Source organism: Bacillus sp. FSL H8-0492 (genome assembly GCF_038006145.1).
Lineage (GTDB): Bacteria > Bacillota > Bacilli > Bacillales > Bacillaceae_G > Bacillus_A > Bacillus_A mycoides.
Genome location: NZ_JBBOUP010000001.1, coordinates 2,437,061 through 2,455,562 on the forward strand (window position 1 = coordinate 2,437,061; position 18,502 = coordinate 2,455,562).

20 protein-coding genes are annotated in these 18,502 nt (G+C 35.0%); 14 read left to right on the forward strand and 6 right to left on the reverse strand.

The window, feature by feature from the left end:
* The first annotated feature begins 104 nt into the window (after positions 1 to 104).
* The 7 genes from MHH66_RS12555 to MHH66_RS12585 all read left to right on the forward strand — a co-directional run bounded on the left by MHH66_RS12555 (position 105) and on the right by MHH66_RS12585 (position 7,788).
* Complete coding sequence (locus MHH66_RS12555; RefSeq protein WP_078185956.1) at positions 105 to 1,280, forward strand: NAD(P)/FAD-dependent oxidoreductase; 1,176 nt, start codon at positions 105 to 107, stop codon at positions 1,278 to 1,280.
* Complete coding sequence (locus tag MHH66_RS12560) at positions 1,277 to 2,314, forward strand: proline racemase family protein (protein WP_078185957.1); 1,038 nt, start codon at positions 1,277 to 1,279, stop codon at positions 2,312 to 2,314. The genes MHH66_RS12555 and MHH66_RS12560 overlap by 4 nt, the downstream gene beginning before the upstream one ends.
* The gene (locus MHH66_RS12565; RefSeq protein ID WP_063219125.1) at positions 2,311 to 3,252 is read left to right on the forward strand and encodes a proline racemase family protein; all 942 of its coding nucleotides are present in this window, start codon (positions 2,311 to 2,313) and stop codon (positions 3,250 to 3,252) included. Before MHH66_RS12560 ends, MHH66_RS12565 begins: the two co-directional genes overlap by 4 nt.
* A gap of 22 nt (positions 3,253 to 3,274) precedes the next feature.
* Positions 3,275 to 4,171: a 4-hydroxy-tetrahydrodipicolinate synthase gene (gene dapA, locus MHH66_RS12570; RefSeq protein ID WP_078185958.1), complete on the forward strand. Its 897-nt coding sequence runs from the start codon at positions 3,275 to 3,277 to the stop codon at positions 4,169 to 4,171.
* Between the two features lie 18 nt (positions 4,172 to 4,189).
* Entirely contained in the window at positions 4,190 to 5,674 is a 1,485-nt protein-coding gene (locus MHH66_RS12575; RefSeq protein ID WP_078185959.1) for an aldehyde dehydrogenase family protein, read from the forward strand.
* 132 nt (positions 5,675 to 5,806) lie between these two features.
* A complete protein-coding gene (locus tag MHH66_RS12580) occupies positions 5,807 to 7,297 on the forward strand; it encodes an alanine/glycine:cation symporter family protein (RefSeq protein WP_078185960.1) in 1,491 nt (496 codons plus the stop codon).
* A 125-nt stretch (positions 7,298 to 7,422) separates the two neighbouring features.
* Positions 7,423 to 7,788, forward strand: a complete 366-nt coding sequence (locus MHH66_RS12585; protein WP_002085063.1) for a carboxymuconolactone decarboxylase family protein — start codon at positions 7,423 to 7,425, stop codon at positions 7,786 to 7,788.
* A gap of 55 nt (positions 7,789 to 7,843) precedes the next feature.
* Here the strand turns inward: MHH66_RS12585 and MHH66_RS12590 are convergent, their stop codons facing one another.
* Both MHH66_RS12590 and MHH66_RS12595 read right to left on the reverse strand, forming a co-directional pair.
* The gene (locus MHH66_RS12590; protein WP_002012986.1) at positions 7,844 to 8,116 is read right to left on the reverse strand and encodes a hypothetical protein; all 273 of its coding nucleotides are present in this window, start codon (positions 8,114 to 8,116) and stop codon (positions 7,844 to 7,846) included.
* A 1-nt stretch (position 8,117) separates the two neighbouring features.
* Positions 8,118 to 8,759 carry an HD domain-containing protein gene (locus MHH66_RS12595; protein ID WP_078185961.1) on the reverse strand — a complete coding sequence of 214 codons (642 nt, stop codon included), beginning with the start codon at positions 8,757 to 8,759 and terminating at the stop codon, positions 8,118 to 8,120.
* Positions 8,760 to 8,864: 105 nt separating this feature from the next.
* Between MHH66_RS12595 and MHH66_RS12600 the strand changes: the two genes are divergently transcribed.
* The 4 genes from MHH66_RS12600 to ppaC all read left to right on the forward strand — a co-directional run bounded on the left by MHH66_RS12600 (position 8,865) and on the right by ppaC (position 12,132).
* Positions 8,865 to 9,368, forward strand: a complete 504-nt coding sequence (locus MHH66_RS12600; RefSeq protein WP_002065767.1) for a GNAT family N-acetyltransferase — start codon at positions 8,865 to 8,867, stop codon at positions 9,366 to 9,368.
* A gap of 255 nt (positions 9,369 to 9,623) precedes the next feature.
* Positions 9,624 to 10,139, forward strand: a complete 516-nt coding sequence (locus MHH66_RS12605; protein WP_016101259.1) for a DinB family protein — start codon at positions 9,624 to 9,626, stop codon at positions 10,137 to 10,139.
* A 247-nt stretch (positions 10,140 to 10,386) separates the two neighbouring features.
* Positions 10,387 to 11,052 (forward strand): lytic polysaccharide monooxygenase, encoded by a 666-nt coding sequence (locus tag MHH66_RS12610; RefSeq protein ID WP_078185962.1) that lies wholly within the window; start codon positions 10,387 to 10,389, stop codon positions 11,050 to 11,052.
* 150 nt (positions 11,053 to 11,202) lie between these two features.
* The gene (gene ppaC, locus MHH66_RS12615; protein ID WP_061675057.1) at positions 11,203 to 12,132 is read left to right on the forward strand and encodes a manganese-dependent inorganic pyrophosphatase; all 930 of its coding nucleotides are present in this window, start codon (positions 11,203 to 11,205) and stop codon (positions 12,130 to 12,132) included.
* Positions 12,133 to 12,261: 129 nt separating this feature from the next.
* Here the strand turns inward: ppaC and MHH66_RS12620 are convergent, their stop codons facing one another.
* Positions 12,262 to 12,450 (reverse strand): DUF4017 family protein, encoded by a 189-nt coding sequence (locus tag MHH66_RS12620; RefSeq protein WP_002012993.1) that lies wholly within the window; start codon positions 12,448 to 12,450, stop codon positions 12,262 to 12,264.
* Between the two features lie 319 nt (positions 12,451 to 12,769).
* Here MHH66_RS12620 and MHH66_RS12625 point away from each other — a divergent pair, with 319 nt between their 5' ends.
* Complete coding sequence (locus MHH66_RS12625) at positions 12,770 to 13,219, forward strand: DUF6884 domain-containing protein (RefSeq protein WP_078185646.1); 450 nt, start codon at positions 12,770 to 12,772, stop codon at positions 13,217 to 13,219.
* A gap of 126 nt (positions 13,220 to 13,345) precedes the next feature.
* Complete coding sequence (locus tag MHH66_RS12630) at positions 13,346 to 13,531, forward strand: hypothetical protein (protein ID WP_002085081.1); 186 nt, start codon at positions 13,346 to 13,348, stop codon at positions 13,529 to 13,531.
* A gap of 51 nt (positions 13,532 to 13,582) precedes the next feature.
* Here the strand turns inward: MHH66_RS12630 and MHH66_RS12635 are convergent, their stop codons facing one another.
* The 3 genes from MHH66_RS12635 to MHH66_RS12645 all read right to left on the reverse strand — a co-directional run bounded on the left by MHH66_RS12635 (position 13,583) and on the right by MHH66_RS12645 (position 15,282).
* Complete coding sequence (locus tag MHH66_RS12635) at positions 13,583 to 14,035, reverse strand: hypothetical protein (RefSeq protein ID WP_002012998.1); 453 nt, start codon at positions 14,033 to 14,035, stop codon at positions 13,583 to 13,585.
* Positions 14,036 to 14,172: 137 nt separating this feature from the next.
* Positions 14,173 to 14,529 (reverse strand): hypothetical protein, encoded by a 357-nt coding sequence (locus MHH66_RS12640; RefSeq protein ID WP_000606233.1) that lies wholly within the window; start codon positions 14,527 to 14,529, stop codon positions 14,173 to 14,175.
* A gap of 129 nt (positions 14,530 to 14,658) precedes the next feature.
* A complete protein-coding gene (locus tag MHH66_RS12645) occupies positions 14,659 to 15,282 on the reverse strand; it encodes a hypothetical protein (protein ID WP_033709182.1) in 624 nt (207 codons plus the stop codon).
* A gap of 1,092 nt (positions 15,283 to 16,374) precedes the next feature.
* Between MHH66_RS12645 and recQ the strand changes: the two genes are divergently transcribed.
* Positions 16,375 to 18,492 carry a DNA helicase RecQ gene (gene recQ / locus MHH66_RS12650; RefSeq protein WP_078185645.1) on the forward strand — a complete coding sequence of 706 codons (2,118 nt, stop codon included), beginning with the start codon at positions 16,375 to 16,377 and terminating at the stop codon, positions 18,490 to 18,492.
* Positions 18,493 to 18,502: the final 10 nt, after the last annotated feature.

An 18,502-nucleotide genomic window follows, 5' to 3' on the forward strand; every position in this document is an offset into this window, starting at 1 on the left:
TACAAATAAAAATTATTTCATATAAATAGTTCTGTATGTAGAGTTGGCACACCAATTGCATGAATAAAAAGTGAGAGATTTAGGAGAAAGGAGGAGTGCTATATATGAGGCACTGTGACGTTTTAATAATAGGTGGTGGAATTATAGGATGTTCTATCGCTTATTACACTTCAAAATACGGAAGAGGCGTAACGATCATTGAAAAAGGAGAATTTGTCAGTGGAACGTCTTCACGGTGTGACGGGAATATTTTAGCGATTGATAAAGATCCAGGGTTTGATAGTCAAATGTCGTTAGTAAGTCAAAATTTAGTAACTGAATTAAGTGAAGAATTGGAGCACTCATTTGAATATAGAGCGCCAGGAAGCATTCTCGTTTGTGAATCAGACGAAGAGATGGAGGCAGCGCAGCAATGGGTAAATCGTCAAAAAGAAGCTGGATTACCGTTTCGAATGCTTGATAGGCAAGATATAAAAGAAGAATCACCATTTTTTGCAGATGATTTATTGGGTGGTTTAGAATGTGCAACGGATTCAACTGTAAATCCATATCTTCTTGCTTTTTCACTTCTTGCAGAATCGAAGAAATTTGGTGCAAAAGCTTTTAATCATACAGAAGTAAAAGAAATGAAAAGAGATATAGATGGTTCCTTTATTGTAGAAACGACAAATGGGACGTTTACTGCGAAGCAAGTGGTGAACGCAGCCGGTGTGTGGGCTCCTAAAATCGGACAGATGTTAGATGTGAATATCCCAATTGAACCGAGAAAGGGACATATTATTGTAGCTTCAAGGCAACAACACGTAGGTTGCCGTAAAGTAATGGAATTTGGTTATGTAATTTCTAAATTTGGCGGAAAACGAAAAGTGGATGCTTTAACTGAAAAATACGGGGTGGCACTTGTATTTGAACCGACAGAAAGCCAAAATTTTTTAATTGGTAGTAGTAGAGAGTTTGTAGGCTTTCATACGAGGATTAACAATGAGGTTATTAAATGTATTGCGAATAGAGCAATTCGTTTTTATCCGAAAATGGCAGATATGATGGTGATTCGTTCATATGCTGGATTACGCCCGTGGACAGAAGATCATTTGCCGATAATTTCACGAGTGGAACATATTCCGAATTATTTTATTGCAGCAGGACATGAAGGTGATGGAATTAGTCTTGCGGCAGTTACTGGGAAAGTGATTGAAGAGTTATTAAATGAAAAAGAAACAATCATTCCTATTGAACCACTTCGTTTGAGTCGTTTTACAGAAAGGGTGTTAAACGGATGAGGTCACAAAGAGTCTTTACGACAATTGATACACATACAGGCGGGAATCCAACGAGGACATTAATTAGCGGACTTCCTAAGTTAATTGGAGAGACGATGGCAGAGAAGATGTTACATATGAAAAGAGAGTATGACTGGATTCGGAAATTGTTAATGAATGAACCTCGTGGTCATGATGTAATGTCAGGGGCATTATTAACAGATCCGTGTCATCCTGAAGCTGATATAGGTGTTATATACATAGAGACAGGTGGATATTTGCCGATGTGTGGCCACGATACAATCGGTGTATGTACAGCTTTAGTTGAATCAGGTTTAATTCCAGTAATTGAACCGGTTACTTCTTTAAAGCTAGATACACCAGCTGGCTTAGTTGAAGTAGATATTTCTGTTCAAGATGGGAAAGCGAAAGAAGTCTCCTTCTGTAACATACCAGCTTTTTTACTGAAAAATATTTCTGTACACGTCGAAGAAATTGGAACTGTAGAGGCGGATATTGCGTATGGAGGGAATTTTTATGCCATTATCGATGCGAAGTCAGTAGGTTTAGAGTTAGTACCAGAAAACGCATCTACAATCATTGATAAGGCGATTCATATTAGAAATACAATTAATGAGAAGTTTGAAATCATTCATCCAGAGTATTCGTTTATAAGAGGATTAACACATGTTGAATTTTATACAGATCCTACTCATGAAAGTGCGCATGTGAAAAATACAGTTGTTGTTCCGCCAGGAGGAATTGATCGATCTCCATGCGGCACAGGAACATCAGCGAAGTTAGCTGTATTATATGCTCATAAAAAAATTGATATCGATGAAGAATTTGTTCATGAGAGTATTGTAGGTTCTTTATTTAAAGGGTGTGTTATGAATACAACATATGTAGAAAATATTGAAGCTGTAGTAACGAAAATTACGGGATCAGCTTGGCTTATGGGTATGCATAGATTTTTTTACAATGAAAAGGATCCACTTAAAGAAGGCTTTTTGCTAATTCCGCCGATGGAACATGAAACGGAGGATGTAAAATGAACATTCAAAAAATGTATACAGCAGTAGACGTACACGTAAATGGCGAGGCATTTCGTGTAATGAAAGACGTACCATGTAAATACTACTACAGTTTGGAGCAATTAAATGAACAATTTTCAGGTGAATTAGCAGAAGAAATGAAACTTTTATTAAATGAACCACGTGGTTTCATCGGTTTAAATGGATGTATTGTCGTTCCTTCTATTCATAATGAAGTGGATGCAGCTGTATTGTTTTTTAATCATGAAGGATCCATTCCTCTTCATTACGGAGGCATTGTCGCAGTAATAACGATGTTACTAGAAAGCGGGTATTTAAAAAAGAGAGAGTCTAATCAATACAAAATCGAAACGCTATCTGGCATATTTTCAGTGAATGCATATGTAGAGAATGATGAAGTTGTATCTGTTTCGTTTGAAAGCAAACTATGTTATATGATTGAGAAAAATTTAAAGATTGGTAATATAAGTTACTCTCTCATACAGGCAGATAAAGTATATGCAGTTGTAGAAAAAGATACGTATTCGCCAGAAATCAGTATTGAAAACATCTCTAAATTAAAAAAATGGGGTGAAGCTACACTTCAAACTATACAAAAACAGTCATTAATAAAAAGACTTATTTTAGTAGATTCTATGCAAAAAGAAAAGAACCATATAAAGTCGATTACATTTCATGAAGATAACTTTATAGTACGTTCACCAGGTTTTGTTTCTACTATTGTGTCTTATGTTCATACATTATTTAAAAATGATTATATAGCGGATAAACCTTTTAGAAATGAAAGTATTTTTAACAGCTTTATAACAGTAGAAAAAGTGAAGAAAGAAGAACTCGGATACATTTTTCGATTTGAAAGTAGAGGGTTTATTACAGGTATGCAAACATTTATATTAGATCCTACTGATCCGTTTCCAACAGGTTTCTTATTAAAATAATATGTTAAAGGGAGAGATAAAGATGCAAAAAATTAAAGGGGCATTTCCAGTATTAATAACACCGATGGATGAATTTCAAGAGATTGATTGGAAAGGCGTAAAACAAAACGTAAACTACTTTATTGAGCAAAAGGTAGCTGGAATTATTATTAATGGAAGTACGGGGGAATTTGTTAGTTTATCAAAAGAAGAACGATTTAACATGGTAGAAACAGTATTAAAAGAAGTTGATGGCCGTATTCCAGTTATTGTTGGAACTGCTGCGGAGACGACGAAAGAAACGCTTGAATATACGAAACATGCAGAAGCGCACGGAGCAGATTGTGCCTTAATTATAAACTCGTATTACTGTAAACCGAAAGAAGAAGAAATTTATTTTCATTTTAAAGAAATCTCAAACGCTGTAAATATACCAATTATGCTATACAATAATCCATTTACTTCTGGTGTTGATATGAGCACAGAGTTAATGCTCCGTATTGGAAAAGAGTGTGAAAATGTTACACATATTAAAGAATCTAGCGGAGATATTCGAAAAGCGAGAGATTTAGTAAGACAAGGTGAAGGTGCTTTCCAAGTCTTCTGCGGATCTGAAGATTTAGTTATGGAATCTTATTTAGTTGGTGCATCGGGATGGGTTTCAGTAGCCGGAAATATCGTTCCAGGACTCGTTACGAAAATGTATGAGCATTTTCAAAATGGTGAATTAGAAAAAGCGTGGGAAATGAACGATGCTATTTTACCTCTTTGTGAGTTTCTTGAAGGATCAGGAAAGTATGTGCAAATCGTTAAACGTTCAATGGAATTACACGGGCAAGTCGGAGGACCTTCACGTTATCCGAGATTAGGATTAACTGAAGAAGAAGATCAAAAGCTTCAAGCTATTTTACTAGAAATTGCAGCTCATGCAGCTGTTTAAATAAGGAGGAGATCATATATGTTAACGACAAACATTGAGCTGAGACCAAAAGTGAAAGCGTTTTTAAATGAAGAAATTAAAATGTTTATTAATGGTGAATTTGTTCCTTCCATTAGCGGGAAGACATTTGAGACATACAATCCAGCAACAGAAGATGTTCTGGCTGTCGTATGTGAAGCGCAAGAAGAGGATATTGATGTCGCAGTAAAAGCAGCAAGATCTGCATTTGAATCAGGACCTTGGGCAGAAATGACTACCGCTGAAAGAGCGCACCTTATTTATAAATTAGCAGACTTAATTGAAGAGCATAGAGAAGAATTAGCACAGCTGGAAGCTTTAGATAATGGAAAACCATATCAAGTAGCACTTGATGATGATATTTCAGCGACTGTAGAAAATTACCGCTATTACGCGGGATGGGCTACAAAAATTATTGGGCAAACCATTCCAATTTCAAAAGATTATTTAAATTACACACGCCATGAACCGGTTGGCGTTGTAGGTCAAATTATCCCGTGGAATTTTCCGCTCGTTATGTCTTCTTGGAAAATGGGAGCCGCTCTTGCGACGGGTTGTACGATTGTATTAAAACCAGCAGAGCAAACACCTTTATCTTTACTATATACAGCGAAGCTTTTTAAAGAAGCTGGTTTTCCAAATGGTGTCGTAAACTTTGTACCAGGTTTCGGTCCTGAAGCAGGATCGGCAATTGTAAACCATCATGATATTGATAAAGTAGCTTTCACAGGTTCAACAGTTACAGGGAAATATATTATGCGTCAATCTGCAGAAACAATTAAACATGTAACGTTAGAACTTGGTGGTAAGTCACCAAACATCATTTTAGAAGATGCTGACTTAGAAGAAGCGATTAACGGTGCGTTCCAAGGTATTATGTATAATCATGGTCAAAATTGTAGTGCAGGCTCTCGCGTGTTTGTCCACCGAAAACATTATGAAACAGTCGTAAATGAACTTGTAAAAATGGCGAATGACGTGAAGCTAGGGGCAGGTATGGAGGCGGAAACTGAAATGGGACCGCTCGTATCTAAAAAACAACAAGAGCGTGTGCTAAATTACATTGAACAAGGAAAAGCTGAAGGTGCTACTGTTGCAGCTGGTGGTAAACGTGCATTTGAAAAAGGTTATTTTGTACAGCCAACAGTATTCACAAATGTTACAGACGATATGACAATCGTTAAGGAAGAAATTTTTGGACCAGTTGTCGTTGTACTCCCGTTCGATTCGACAGAAGAAGTAATTGAAAGAGCAAATCGCTCGTCTTACGGGCTTGCTGCGGGCGTATGGACACAAAATATTAAAACCGGACATCAAGTTGCCAATAAATTAAAGGCAGGAACAGTGTGGATTAATGATTATAACTTAGAAAATGCAGCTGCACCATTTGGTGGATATAAGCAATCTGGTATCGGACGTGAATTAGGTTCATACGCCCTTGATAACTATACAGAAGTGAAAAGTGTTTGGGTAAATATAAAGTAATAGAGAGTCTAACTGTTAATAAATAGAGGGATGAAATAATGAGAGATGCGGACAACTGGAAGGTTTAATAATAGTTGTCCGTTTTCTTATATATAAAATTGCTTTTTCAAAAGAATTATAAGGGGGATTTGGATGGAGCAGTTAGTAGAATGGTTAGTAGGGCAAGTTTGGAGTATTGGTTTAGTTGTTTTCGCATTAGGAGCAGGAGTGTATTTCACAATTGCAACTCGTTTTTTACAAATTCGCTATTTTAAGGAGATGATTAAACTATTATTTGAAGGGAAGAGCTCGGAGACTGGGATATCATCCTTTCAAGCATTTTGTTTGGCGTTATCAGGTAGGGTTGGAATTGGTAATATCGCAGGAGTAGCGACAGCTATCGCTTTCGGCGGACCTGGAGCTGTATTTTGGATGTGGGTGATGGCATTATTAGGAGCAGCTAGTGCATTTATTGAATCAACATTAGCACAAGTATATAAAAGTAAAGTAGGCAATGAATACCGTGGTGGTACGCCATATTTCATTGAGAAAGGCTTGAAAATGAAATGGTTTGCGGTCATTGTAGCGGTCGTTGTAACACTATCATATGGCGTTTTATTACCAGGTATTCAATCGAGTAGTATCGCAGTTGGATTTGAAAATTCTAATGGTATTAGCAAATATATAACTGGTATATTGTTAGTCGTAGTATTAGCAGCTATCATTTTTGGTGGCGTAAAGAGAATTGCGGGCGTTTCTCAAATGCTAGTTCCATTTATGGCAATTGGTTATGTAATTGTTACATGTATCGTATTAATTGCGAATGTAACGGAAATTCCAAGTATGTTTGCTTTAATTTTCTCAAGTGCTTTTGGTGTAAATGAAATGTTTGGCGGCATCGTCGGCGCAGCTATTGCATGGGGAGTAAAGCGTGCTGTATTTTCAAACGTCGCTGGTGTTGGGGAAGCGACATATAGCTCCGCTGCTGCTGAAGTATCTCATCCTGCAAAACAAGGGCTAGTTCAAGCGTTTTCTGTATATATTGATACAATTGTAGTATGTACAGCGACAGCTCTTATGATATTAATAACAGGTATGTATAATGTAATACCTGAAGGGAAAAGCGCTATTGTAAAGAATATGGGAAATGTAGATGCAGGTCCAATCTATACACAACAAGCAGTTGAAACTGTTATGACAGGATTTGGTCCATTATTTATTTCAATCGCAATCTTCTTTTTTGCATTTACAACTTTACTCGCGTACTACTATATCGCTGAAACGACACTCACTTATTTAGATCGTGACCTCAAATATAGCTGGTTAAAACCAGTTTTGAAAATTGGGTTTTTAATTATGGTTTACATCGGTAGCGTAGAATCAGCGTCGCTATTATGGAACCTTGGAGATTTAGGAATCGGTAGTATGGCATGGTTAAACTTAATCGCGATTCTATTATTAAGTAAAACGGCATTAAAAGTGTTAAAAGATTATGAAACGCAGAAAAAAGAAGGGAAAGATCCAGTGTTTGATCCTAAAAATGTGGGAATTGAAGGTTTAACATTTTGGGAAGAAAGAAATAAAGAGGTTGAAAGGAAAAATTCTAAAGAAAAAGTGTCAGTAGATAATGGGCTGAAACTGTAGATGTGCAAATTTAAAAGTAAAATAAACTGAAAATTCATTCTATTTTTAAAAGTAAATATTTGTATAGGTCATTCATTTTATCTCATACTAAAGTAAGTGTGAATAAAATGAATGGAGGATATACGATGGAAAATCAACAATATGGCTCTATAAATGATGTATTACTTGATTATAAAGAAGGTATAGGGAATTTTACGCAACAAATCCCTGAAATTGCAGAAACATATAACGCTTTTACACAAGCATGTTTTCAGGAGGGTACATTAACTAAAAGAGAAAAGCAGCTCATTGCATTAGGGATTAGTTTAGCAACACAAGACGAATATTGTACGATTTATCATACGAAGGGCTGTATTGACCAAGGATGTTCTGATAAAGAAATTTTAGAAGCTTGTGGTGTTTCAGCCGCGTTTGCTGGGGGAGCTGCAATGAGTCAGGCAGTAACCTTAGTACAAGAATGTCTGGTGGAATTGAAACATCAAAGTCATTAAACAAGAAAAAGCCCTCCTTAAAATATTCTTTTAAGGGGGGACTTTCTAGTTTAGTCTAATTTTTTTGAAAGAGTTTCAATTGTTTCATATAGTCGATAGCTTTTGTTTTATTACTCTGTTTAGAAACATAGTGTGCCTCGTTTAAATCTCTATAAAAACTATTAAATATTTCTTCAGAAAGTATGCCGTCAGAGATAGCTTTTTTTACTGCACAGTGTGGTTCATTTGTATGCGAACAATTAGAAAATTTACATTTCCGAGATATACCCGCAATATCTTCATATCCAAAATCAAAGTTACCTTTATGTTCTATCAAGTCAAATCCCATTTTAATATTCTATATTTTTATAAATCGATGTCTCTATATTAGGGAGAAGTGTGTATATGCTCTTACCAATTAAAGATTCTAATTCTTTCTTAATTGCATAGAATCCCTTCCAATGTAAAGAAGTATGAGAGGTTGTGCCATGACGTAAACCAACTGAAACCAATCTTTTTTCAAGAGTAGTAAAGCCTTCCGCATCAGCAAGTGCGTCACAAAGGGTAATCACCTTATTGTATAAGTCGTAGTCACTGTTTTCATTCAATATTTCAATTAATCGGCTTTCCATATAATCAGGAACAATGCTCCACTCTGCCGCGATATCTAAATGCTCATTTTTGCAAGGAAATGAATGCGTCACACATATAATGGCGTTTCCTGTATACCCTAAATCATTCATATACATATAACCATCATAGGAATGAATAACAGATTTAGTAAAACCTTTATATCTTCCTATGTCATGCAGGAGGGCAGCGTTGTATGCTATATCAGCATCTAGGTCGTACCCATTATTAATAAGTTCAATAACTATCTTTTCAGTTGCAAGGGCAACATTACGTGAATGATCGAACCACGGACCTGGGTTTTGCTCATATGCCCACTGGAGTAATTCTCTTGCATATTTCCTATCTAATATATACTTCATATAGGTATCCTTTCTCTAAAAAATCATATATTTAATAATTTCATCTTAGTATTTCATTATTCCTGCTTTAAAAATTGTTACAATGAAACAAAAGGGGGAAAAGGAATGCGAAGTATAGTAATAGAAGAAATTAAACGACTTGATGAAGACATTGAAGAGCTTTCTGAACTGTTGAAAACTGTAGTAAATGATGAGGCGTCAATTGGTTTTTTACCTCCACTGGAACAAAAAGAAGCAACAAATTATTGGCAAACTGTATTAGCACCAGAAGTGATATTGTATGTTGCTAAAATAAACAATGAAGTGGCAGGGAGTATTCAATTACATTTAGTTACAAAGCCTAATGGGATACATAGAGCTGAAATTTGCAAGTTAATGACTCATCCAAACTTTAGACGTAATGGTATTGGACGTTTACTCATGCAAAAAGCAGAGGAGCGAGCAAAACAAGAAAAACGGTCTCTTTTAGTACTAGATACGAGAGAAGGAGACCCTTCCAATAGATTGTATAAATCATTAGACTATCAAGAAGTTGGAAAAATACCTGAATATGCAATTTCTCCGAATGGTGAGTTAGATGCAACGGTTATTTATTATAAAATGATTTAGTATTTTTATTTAAAAAGAGGGATGTTTTCAAACCACGAAGTTGTTATTAGGTCTGAGTATTGATTTATAAAAAGATTGATAAACCCCTGTATAATAGGGGTTTTCTTTTCATTCATTAACTTCATATTGAATGTTCAATTTGAGGGCCAATTTGTATAAGGTTTTAATAGGTTTATAAGAGGTATTATTTAAATAGGAATTTTGAAATCTTTTGGTGAATATTAAATGTTAATCTAAAAGATGGAGGTTGCTGTGATGTTGAAACTGTTTCAATATAACTGGCAAGTTCGTGATGAGTGGTTTACATTGTGCGAAGACATGCCGGATGAAGAACTATTAAAGAAACGGGTCGGTGGGTTCGGCAGTATACTACATACCCTATTTCACATTGTAGATGTGGAATATATGTGGATCTTAGGTTTGCGAGGTGAACCAGTGCCTGAGGAGCCATTGTTTGAAGAGTATGCCAGCTTGCAAAAAGTAAAAAATCTCTCAGCTCAATATCACGAGAAAGTGAAGCCATTTGTGACATCTTGGACAAATGAAATGGATTCTCGGAAACTTTCAGAAACTGATTTCAATGAAGAACCGATTAGCTCTAGAGACGCCCCAATCAGGCGCCGAGTCATTGAATGTACACACGGAGAGATAATACGTCATGTCATTGTCCATGAAATCCACCATATCGGCCAGTTATCTATATGGGCACGTGAAATAGGAAAGGAGCCTGTTTCCGCAAATCTGAGAGGAAGAGGGCTATTCGATAACTAGACTACCTTTGCCAATTTCGTAATTTATTTATAAACGAATGGTTTAATTGAGTATATTTAACACCGTCTATATTTTTCTAGCGGTGTTATTTGAATGTATCAATAAACTTTATTTAATATACTAATTGAATTTGAGAAAGTTTTTAGAGGGTTCTTTTAGTAATACTCTTCCACTTATAATGGATGTAGAGAAGATGACTAGGCAACTATAGTTATTTTCATTTCATTTTTGGGAAGGGGATGAAAGAATGAAAAAGACAAGTTTACAAAAGGTGAAGAAGGTTATATTAAGTGGCGGGATATTACTTACGGGGTTATTAACATTTGGATTTTCAGAAAAGGCTTCAGCTCATGGGTATGTAGAATCACCAGCGAGCCGATCTTATTTATGTAAGCAAGGGGTAAATGTAAATTGCGGTCCAGTTCAATATGAACCACAAAGTGTAGAAGGAATAGGGGGTTTTCCGCAATTAGGACCTTCTGATGGACAAATCGCAGGAGCTGGCCATTTTCCTGCTTTAGACGTTCAAGCAGTTGATAGGTGGAAGAAAGTTACGTTAAACGGCGGGATGAATACATTCAAGTGGAAACTAACCGCTCCTCATAGTACGAAAGAATGGAAATACTACATTACAAAGAAGGATTGGAATCCAAATATGCCTTTAACAAGGCCTAGTTTAGATTTAGTGCCGTTCTATGTGAAAAATGATGGCGGAGTTAGACCGGGGACAACAGTAACGCATGAAGCAAATGTACCAACTGACCGTAGTGGCTACCATCTTATTTTAGCTGTTTGGGAGATTGCGGACACTGGAAATGCGTTTTATCAAGTTATTGATGTGAACCTTGTGAATAATGGTTTAAATTCCAATTTTGCTTTTAACAATGTAGTGCAAGTTCCTACACTATTTTAAATTTAATATACATTTTGATCATCTAATTCATTTTAGATGATTTTTTTATGAAAAATATAGAAGAAACTGCAATTATTTATAAAAAAATGTGTCTAAAATATTGTCATATTTGCTTCTTTAAGATATCCTTTTCATGAAGAGGTGGAAAACATGGAAAAAGTACTAGTTTTCGGGCATAAAAACCCAGATACAGATGCAATTTGTTCTGCGATTGCTTATGCAGAATTGAAAAAAGAATTAGGAATGAATGCTGAGCCTGTACGTTTAGGCGAAATCAGTGGTGAAACTCAATTTGCGTTAGACTCTTTTAAAGTAGAAGGACCGCGTTTTGTTGAGACAGTAGCAAACGAAGTGGACAACGTTATTTTAGTTGACCATAACGAGCGTCAACAAAGTGCTAACGATATCGAATCTGTTCGTGTGTTAGAAGTTATTGACCATCACCGTATTGCTAACTTTGAAACAAGCGATCCTATTTACTACCGTTGTGAGCCAGTTGGATGTACAGCTACAATCTTAAACAAAATGTACAAAGAAAATGGCGTTACAATTCGTAAAGAAGTTGCTGGTTTAATGTTATCTGCAATCATTTCAGATTCTTTACTATTCAAATCTCCAACTTGCACAGAACAAGACGTAGCAGCAGCTCGTGAATTAGCGGAAATCGCTGGTGTAGATGCAGATAGCTACGGCTTAGAAATGTTAAAAGCTGGTGCTGATTTAAGCGGAAAAACAATGGAGCAATTAATCTCCCTTGACGCTAAAGAATTCCAAATGGGTAACGCGAAAGTTGAAATCGCACAAGTAAACGCTGTTGATACAAACGACGTTCTTGTACACCAAGCGGAACTTGAAAAAGTTATCACTGCAGTAGTAGAAGAAAAAGGTTTAGACCTATTCTTATTCGTTGTAACTGATATCTTAACTAACGATTCTGTTGGTCTTGCGATTGGTAAAGCAACAAACGTTGTTGAGAAAGCTTACAACGTAACATTACAAAACAACACAGCTACTTTAAAAGGTGTTGTATCTCGTAAAAAACAAATCGTTCCTGTATTAACAGAAACATTCCAAGCTTAATATTATTGAGTATGGATAAAAGAAAGGACAAGTAGTCATATTGGCTACTTGTCCTTTTTATTATAAAATTACAGAAGAGCCTATTGGATGGAAATAAAAAAGGATAGCAATAGCTATCCTTCTTATCATTTATTCATAAGATCGTTTCTTATTTATATAAAATGTGATAATAGCAGCAATAATGAAAATAGGTATTGCGTACGCTTGCCCAACAAAGAATTTCCAACCTACAGTATTATAGCCCTCAGATGCTGGAATGATAATCGCGATGATACAAACAATAATATAAGCTAATAATGCTGGGAGTATATTTTTCATAGTTGTTCACCTCCTTTTTATACTACATTTATATATTGTACTATTGAATAGAGATTGGGAGATTAAGTGTACTTGATTTTACGAAATCTTTACAAATTCACTAAAGGATGAGGAGTCTGCATGATGTATGAAAGTGACTTTAGTACGGTGTGTTTATGTAATAATACATATGCTTAATAGACTGCTCTGAAATAAATTAAACCAAATATAGGAGATAATGTAATTTTATCTTTCGAGATAAGTATATAGTATTCTGTAAAAAAATGTACTGAAAAATTGATATTTCATAAGAAATATAGAATCGAGGTAAGAAATAACGATGAAAAGGTTATGCATAATTCCATGCGGAAAGAAGAAAATTTGGGATAAGTACTCAGATTACGGAGAGGCAGAGGCAAAAGATGTATATATTAGTCCATTCGGAAAAGCATGTCAGGCGTATGCAACTGAGTTTTTCGAGAATTGGGTTATATTATCAGCAAAGCATGGATTCTTAAGACCACATGATATTGTAAAGGAAAATTATGATCTTGCATTTGATTCAAATAGTAATGAGGTTATTAGCATAGATCAATTAAAACAACAGATGATTGATAAAGATTTACTTCAGTTTGATGAAATAGTATTACTTGCAGGGAAGAAGCATAAAAAAGTTGTGACGAAGCTATATCCAGAAGAAATCATTACATATCCATTAGAAGGGTGTAAAGGAATTGGGTATATGTTGCAGCGGTTGAATGGGGCAGTGGAAGCGCAGAAGGAAGTATAGGGATAAATTAGTAATATAGATTCAAATTATGCCAAATTAATACATTTAAAATAGACTAGTAAACAAGCCTTTTTACGTTTTTAAACATAGAATATGATGAACGCTATTGAGGGGAGAGTCATATTCATGTGTAATAATTGTGGTTGTAGACGCAGAGATTGTAATAGATTTTGGGATGATTTAATGTTTGGAAGATGTAGACGCAGAGATTGTGATGATTGTGGTTGTAGACGTAAACGTGACTGTGATTGTGATGATTGCCGTCGCAATCGTAAACGTGACGACGATGATGATAAATGTCGTAAGTGGTAATATTTTAAAAAGAGTACTTTGAAGTAAGTACTCTTTTTGTGTATAAACCTTTTAAATTCCATCTTGAACAGATTTTTTTTCAATTTCCCATGAATCCTGTTTTATAATCTTTAAAGCTACATTAGTACCATTAGATTCCTTATAAAAGATATATCCGTGGTTTGATTTAACGTAAGTTAAAGGTTCGCCAATGCAATCTTTAGAACAAGATGTGTTGATAAGTTCAATTAAGGATAGTTCGCTAGGATCGGTTTTACTAGCATCTATAAGTGTATCAAGGTTCGTTTTACGAAAACCTTGTAAGTTTACATCGAAATTCTTTTCTATTTCTCCAGTAACGCTAGTATTCATTACTTCAACTGAATTTTTCTTTTCTAGAAGAAAACCATTTCCATAAAGGAATTTTGTATATCCAAGCCATGCGATTAAAAATAGTATAAAAAACATACCAGTTGTTTTAAGTTTTCGAAGCCGTTTACTTACGATTGATTCTGAATATTTCATTCAGCCTAATCCTCCAATGTTTTTATTTTAAAGTATGCTTGGGTATATATATTTAGAAGGAGATGAAAGTTAGAGAGTTACTGATTCAAAAAAAGAAAGCATCTGAAGTTAGGTGCTTTCTTTTTGAATACTGTCCGCTATCTGTTAGTTACTTGTTTCATAAGAGGTCTTATTTCTTTAACAGGTGGTTTTTTATCATAGGCATCAACGTAAGAAAAGTAATAATTTAAGTTTCTAAGAAGTCCCTTTCCTATTTTTGCGCTTAAGAAGGGGAATACTTGTCCAGTATAATCATCGAGAGATTTACAATAGTATTTTTCATCTAAGTATATGCTGTATTTACATGTTAGTTCTACTAATGAGTTACCTTCATCATCAAATACTTCTTTAGAATCAATAATGTCTATTAATGCGAATTTTTCATTCAGATAAACTTTCTTCTTTTTCTCGTGCTTATTTGTGAGAATAAATACGAGACCAATTGCGTTAATCAAACTATTTCCTCCTATAAAAAACGGATATTAATAAAATATATCGATATACGTTAAATGTAAAGAGGAGTGGTGAAATATCATTGATAGAAAACTAAATAAGCCGATTTGTTTTTTCAAATCGGCTTATTTTTATTGAAATACTTGCGGAAATTGTTTTACGATTGCGTTTGTTATCATGTCGGCCATTTCTAATGCTTCTTTTTCAATTTTATCGTATAGTTTTACACTGGCATCATAATCTTTATTTAGGAAGGCAAGTGCTTCCGCTTTTGTTAACGCTAAATGCTCATAAAACATTTTTCTAAATTCTTCTTTTTCTATATACGGATTGATACTAGTTAGAAACTCAACAATTTCGTCTCCATTAGCGTACCATTTCTTTTCTATAGCGGCCGCTGCGTTTTGATCACCAGCTTTTGCGGCTTTAACAAGGTCAGCAGCGATTGTTAAGTGGTCTTTAATTAATGCACTATATTTTTTCACTGCATTTTCTCCGTAGAATGGTTCAAGTGATAGCCCCATGTGTGTTGCATTTTGTAGAAGACGTCCAACGGTAACGTTTACGTCGGGCAAGTTAAAGATGATGCCTATAATGGCTAATCGTGTCCAAGCAACGTGTTGTTCCCATAAAGAACGCATATATCCTTTTAGAAAGTTTTCGTTTTTACTAACTCGGTAATTTCGTACAAATGAATCGAAGTTTCCATTAGTGATATGATAAGGGGAGTAATACGATTGCCAATAAGTATACATAAATAGTTACACTCCTTTGAACATGTATATCTCACAATATGATAAACGTTATTTTTAAGTTACGTGTCCAAGAGTTTTTTTGAGAGTTGGAAAAGGAGAAAGTCGAAGGGGAATGAAAAAACACACTTATGATATATATGAATAAAAAGAATTTTAAAATAATAGAGGTCCTGCAAGGGAAATTGCAGGACCTCAAAAGGGTATTGCCGAGATGTCGGACTCGACTACGTAATATTAGCATAAAATTCTTTCGAAATAACCTGGTAAATGCGTCCAAATGAAAAGGATAATTTTTAATAAAGTTAAAGGGATCTGCTTCCCGCGGCAGACCCCTTTAACTAGATAATGTTGATGAGCAAAGACTCATCTAGAGTATCTTCATAATAACAAATGAAATTTACTTTGTGTATTGAGAAAAAATGAATTGCTTGTATGAATGTAGCGGATTTATATTTTGCCTTTTGGAATTACAATCATTTGTGAAGAGCGGAATAGGGTTCTAAAATAGAGAAAAGACTTTTCAGCCAGGATATCATACATTGCAATATGTAAGGATAAAAAAGACCTGCTAATTTAAGCAGGTCAACATAAGGGGTTTATCTAACAGATTATTATATATGGTAACAACTGTATTGTAGTAAGTCTATAAGTTATATGTTGAGAAAATTTGTTTGAATAATATATATTTGGCACATGTATTAACGTTTAAAAAGTTGAGAAAGGAAATTCATAAGCTTGCTATAAGAAAATAAGGGCTGATACTTATAAAATGATTCATATTTCCACGCATCATTATTAGAGAATTGGAGTTGTTTATTTGACTCTTTAGGCTTGATGGAACTATTGTAACTACGTTTCATAATTTAACCTCCTCAAATTCATATGTATACGATTAGTAGTATTCTAGGAAGGGGAATAAAATGAATATTTATATTGAAATTCTTTCTTCTTGTATACTAGATTTGTTTTTTTATGTTGGAAAACGTAGGAAGCAAATAGAACTAAAATACTTATAAAATTCAAAGTGGCGAGAATCAGTTTGATGATATAATGGGAATAGATGAAAGATAAAGAAAAGCAGGTGACTCTTTTTTGTTTACAAAAGCACAAGAACTTTTAGCGTCTTATTTCGGTTATTCGTCATTCCGAAGAGGACAAGATGAAACAATTAAAAATGTATTAGATGGGAAAGATACAGTCTGTATTATGCCTACGGGTGGTGGTAAGTCAATTTGTTATCAAATTCCCGCATTAGTATTCGAAGGAACGACATTAGTTATTTCACCTTTGATTTCACTTATGAAAGACCAAGTAGATACATTAGTACAAAACGGTATTTCAGCTACTTATATTAATAGTTCTATTTCTATTACAGAAGCAAATCAACGAATTCAATTAGCGAAACAAGGCCATTATAAGTTACTTTATGTGGCGCCTGAGCGTCTTGATTCAATGGAATTTGTTGATCAACTTATCGATATGAAAATCCCGATGATTGCAATTGATGAGGCGCACTGTATTTCGCAGTGGGGACATGATTTCCGTCCTAGTTATTTACATATACATCGCATATTAGATTATCTTCCAGAAAAGCCGCTCGTATTAGCGTTAACTGCTACGGCAACACCACAAGTTCGTGAAGATATTTGCAACACGCTTGGAATTAATCAAGAAAATACAATTATGACAACGTTTGAGCGCGAGAACTTATCATTCTCTGTCATTAAAGGACAGGATCGTAATGCTTATTTAGCAGATTATATTCGTCAAAATCAGAAGGAATCTGGGATTATATATGCAGCTACAAGAAAAGTTGTCGATCAGTTATATGAAGATTTAGGGAAAGCAGGAGTTTCTGTATCGAAATATCATGCTGGTATGGGCGACCACGATCGAAATGAACAGCAAGAACTCTTTTTACGAGATGAAATAAGTGTTATGGTGGCAACATCTGCATTTGGAATGGGTATAGATAAATCGAATATACGTTACGTTATCCATTATCAACTTCCAAAAAATATGGAAAGTTACTATCAAGAAGCCGGACGTGCTGGTCGTGATGGATTAGATAGTGAATGTATTTTGTTATATTCTTCTCAAGATGTGCAAGTACAACGCTTTTTAATCGATCAATCAACTGGAGAATCACGTTTTTCAAATGAGCTTGAAAAACTCCAAAATATGACCGATTACTGTCATACAGAACAATGTTTACAATCATTTATTTTGCAATACTTCGGAGAAGAGCCGAAGGAAGATTGTGGTCGCTGCGGTAATTGTACGGACGACCGTGAAAGTATCGATGTGACGAGAGAATCCCAAATGGTACTATCTTGTATGATTAGGACGAACCAACGATTCGGAAAGCAAATGATTGCACAAGTATTAACTGGATCTAAAAATAAGAAAGTCATTGAATTTAATTTTCATACTTTGCCAACGTACGGTCTTTTATCAAACCGTAGTGTAAAAGAAGTCAGTGAGTTTATTGAGTTTTTAATTTCAGATGAGTTAATTGCAGTTGAACATGGTACGTATCCAACATTAAAAGTAACGGAAAAAGGAAAAGAAGTATTACTTGGTAAAGAGAATGTTTTACGCAAAGAACGAGTAGAAACGAGACAAATTGTTCAAGATCATCCTTTATTTGAAGTGCTTCGTGAAGTACGTAAAGAAATTGCACAAGGAGAAGGTGTACCGCCGTTCGTTATTTTCTCTGACCAAACGTTAAAAGATATGTGTGCGAAAATGCCACAAAGTGACTCCGAACTCCTAACTGTAAAAGGAATCGGCGAACACAAACTTGTGAAGTACGGGTCTCACTTCTTACAAGCAGTTCAGCACTTTATTGAGGATAACCCAAACTATGCGGAAACAATTAAGACTGAAGTTGTTTCAGAGAGTAAAAAATCAGGAAAAGCGTCAGCGAATTCTCATTTAGAAACGTATGAAATGTATAAACAAGGCATTGATCTTGATGAAATTGCTAAAGAACGTAGCTTATCAAGACAAACAATTGAAAATCATTTAATTCGCTGCTTTGAAGATGGAATGGAAGTAGACTGGAATAGCTTTGTTCCAGCAGAGTATGAAGCTCTAATTGAAACTGCCGTGCAAAATGCAGAGGGTGGTCTGAAATCGATTAAGGACCAACTTCCAAATGAAGTGAGTTACTTTATGATTCGTGCTTATTTACAAATTAGAAAGTAGAGACATATAA

Excerpts from the sequence above, each read along its gene's own strand:
- MHH66_RS12555 (WP_078185956.1), top strand. The coding sequence starts at position 105 with ATGAGGCACTGTGACGTTTTAATAATAGGTGGTGGAATTATAGGATGT.
- MHH66_RS12560 (WP_078185957.1), top strand. The coding sequence starts at position 1,277 with ATGAGGTCACAAAGAGTCTTTACGACAATTGATACACATACAGGCGGG.
- MHH66_RS12565 (WP_063219125.1), top strand. The coding sequence starts at position 2,311 with ATGAACATTCAAAAAATGTATACAGCAGTAGACGTACACGTAAATGGC.
- dapA (WP_078185958.1), top strand. The coding sequence starts at position 3,275 with ATGCAAAAAATTAAAGGGGCATTTCCAGTATTAATAACACCGATGGAT.
- MHH66_RS12575 (WP_078185959.1), top strand. The coding sequence starts at position 4,190 with ATGTTAACGACAAACATTGAGCTGAGACCAAAAGTGAAAGCGTTTTTA.
- MHH66_RS12580 (WP_078185960.1), top strand. The coding sequence starts at position 5,807 with ATGGAGCAGTTAGTAGAATGGTTAGTAGGGCAAGTTTGGAGTATTGGT.
- MHH66_RS12585 (WP_002085063.1), top strand. The coding sequence starts at position 7,423 with ATGGAAAATCAACAATATGGCTCTATAAATGATGTATTACTTGATTAT.
- MHH66_RS12590 (WP_002012986.1), bottom strand. The coding sequence starts at position 8,116 with ATGGGATTTGACTTGATAGAACATAAAGGTAACTTTGATTTTGGATAT.
- MHH66_RS12595 (WP_078185961.1), bottom strand. The coding sequence starts at position 8,759 with ATGAAGTATATATTAGATAGGAAATATGCAAGAGAATTACTCCAGTGG.
- MHH66_RS12600 (WP_002065767.1), top strand. The coding sequence starts at position 8,865 with ATGCGAAGTATAGTAATAGAAGAAATTAAACGACTTGATGAAGACATT.
- MHH66_RS12605 (WP_016101259.1), top strand. The coding sequence starts at position 9,624 with ATGTTGAAACTGTTTCAATATAACTGGCAAGTTCGTGATGAGTGGTTT.
- MHH66_RS12610 (WP_078185962.1), top strand. The coding sequence starts at position 10,387 with ATGAAAAAGACAAGTTTACAAAAGGTGAAGAAGGTTATATTAAGTGGC.
- ppaC (WP_061675057.1), top strand. The coding sequence starts at position 11,203 with ATGGAAAAAGTACTAGTTTTCGGGCATAAAAACCCAGATACAGATGCA.
- MHH66_RS12620 (WP_002012993.1), bottom strand. The coding sequence starts at position 12,450 with ATGAAAAATATACTCCCAGCATTATTAGCTTATATTATTGTTTGTATC.
- MHH66_RS12625 (WP_078185646.1), top strand. The coding sequence starts at position 12,770 with ATGAAAAGGTTATGCATAATTCCATGCGGAAAGAAGAAAATTTGGGAT.
- MHH66_RS12630 (WP_002085081.1), top strand. The coding sequence starts at position 13,346 with ATGTGTAATAATTGTGGTTGTAGACGCAGAGATTGTAATAGATTTTGG.
- MHH66_RS12635 (WP_002012998.1), bottom strand. The coding sequence starts at position 14,035 with ATGAAATATTCAGAATCAATCGTAAGTAAACGGCTTCGAAAACTTAAA.
- MHH66_RS12645 (WP_033709182.1), bottom strand. The coding sequence starts at position 15,282 with ATGTATACTTATTGGCAATCGTATTACTCCCCTTATCATATCACTAAT.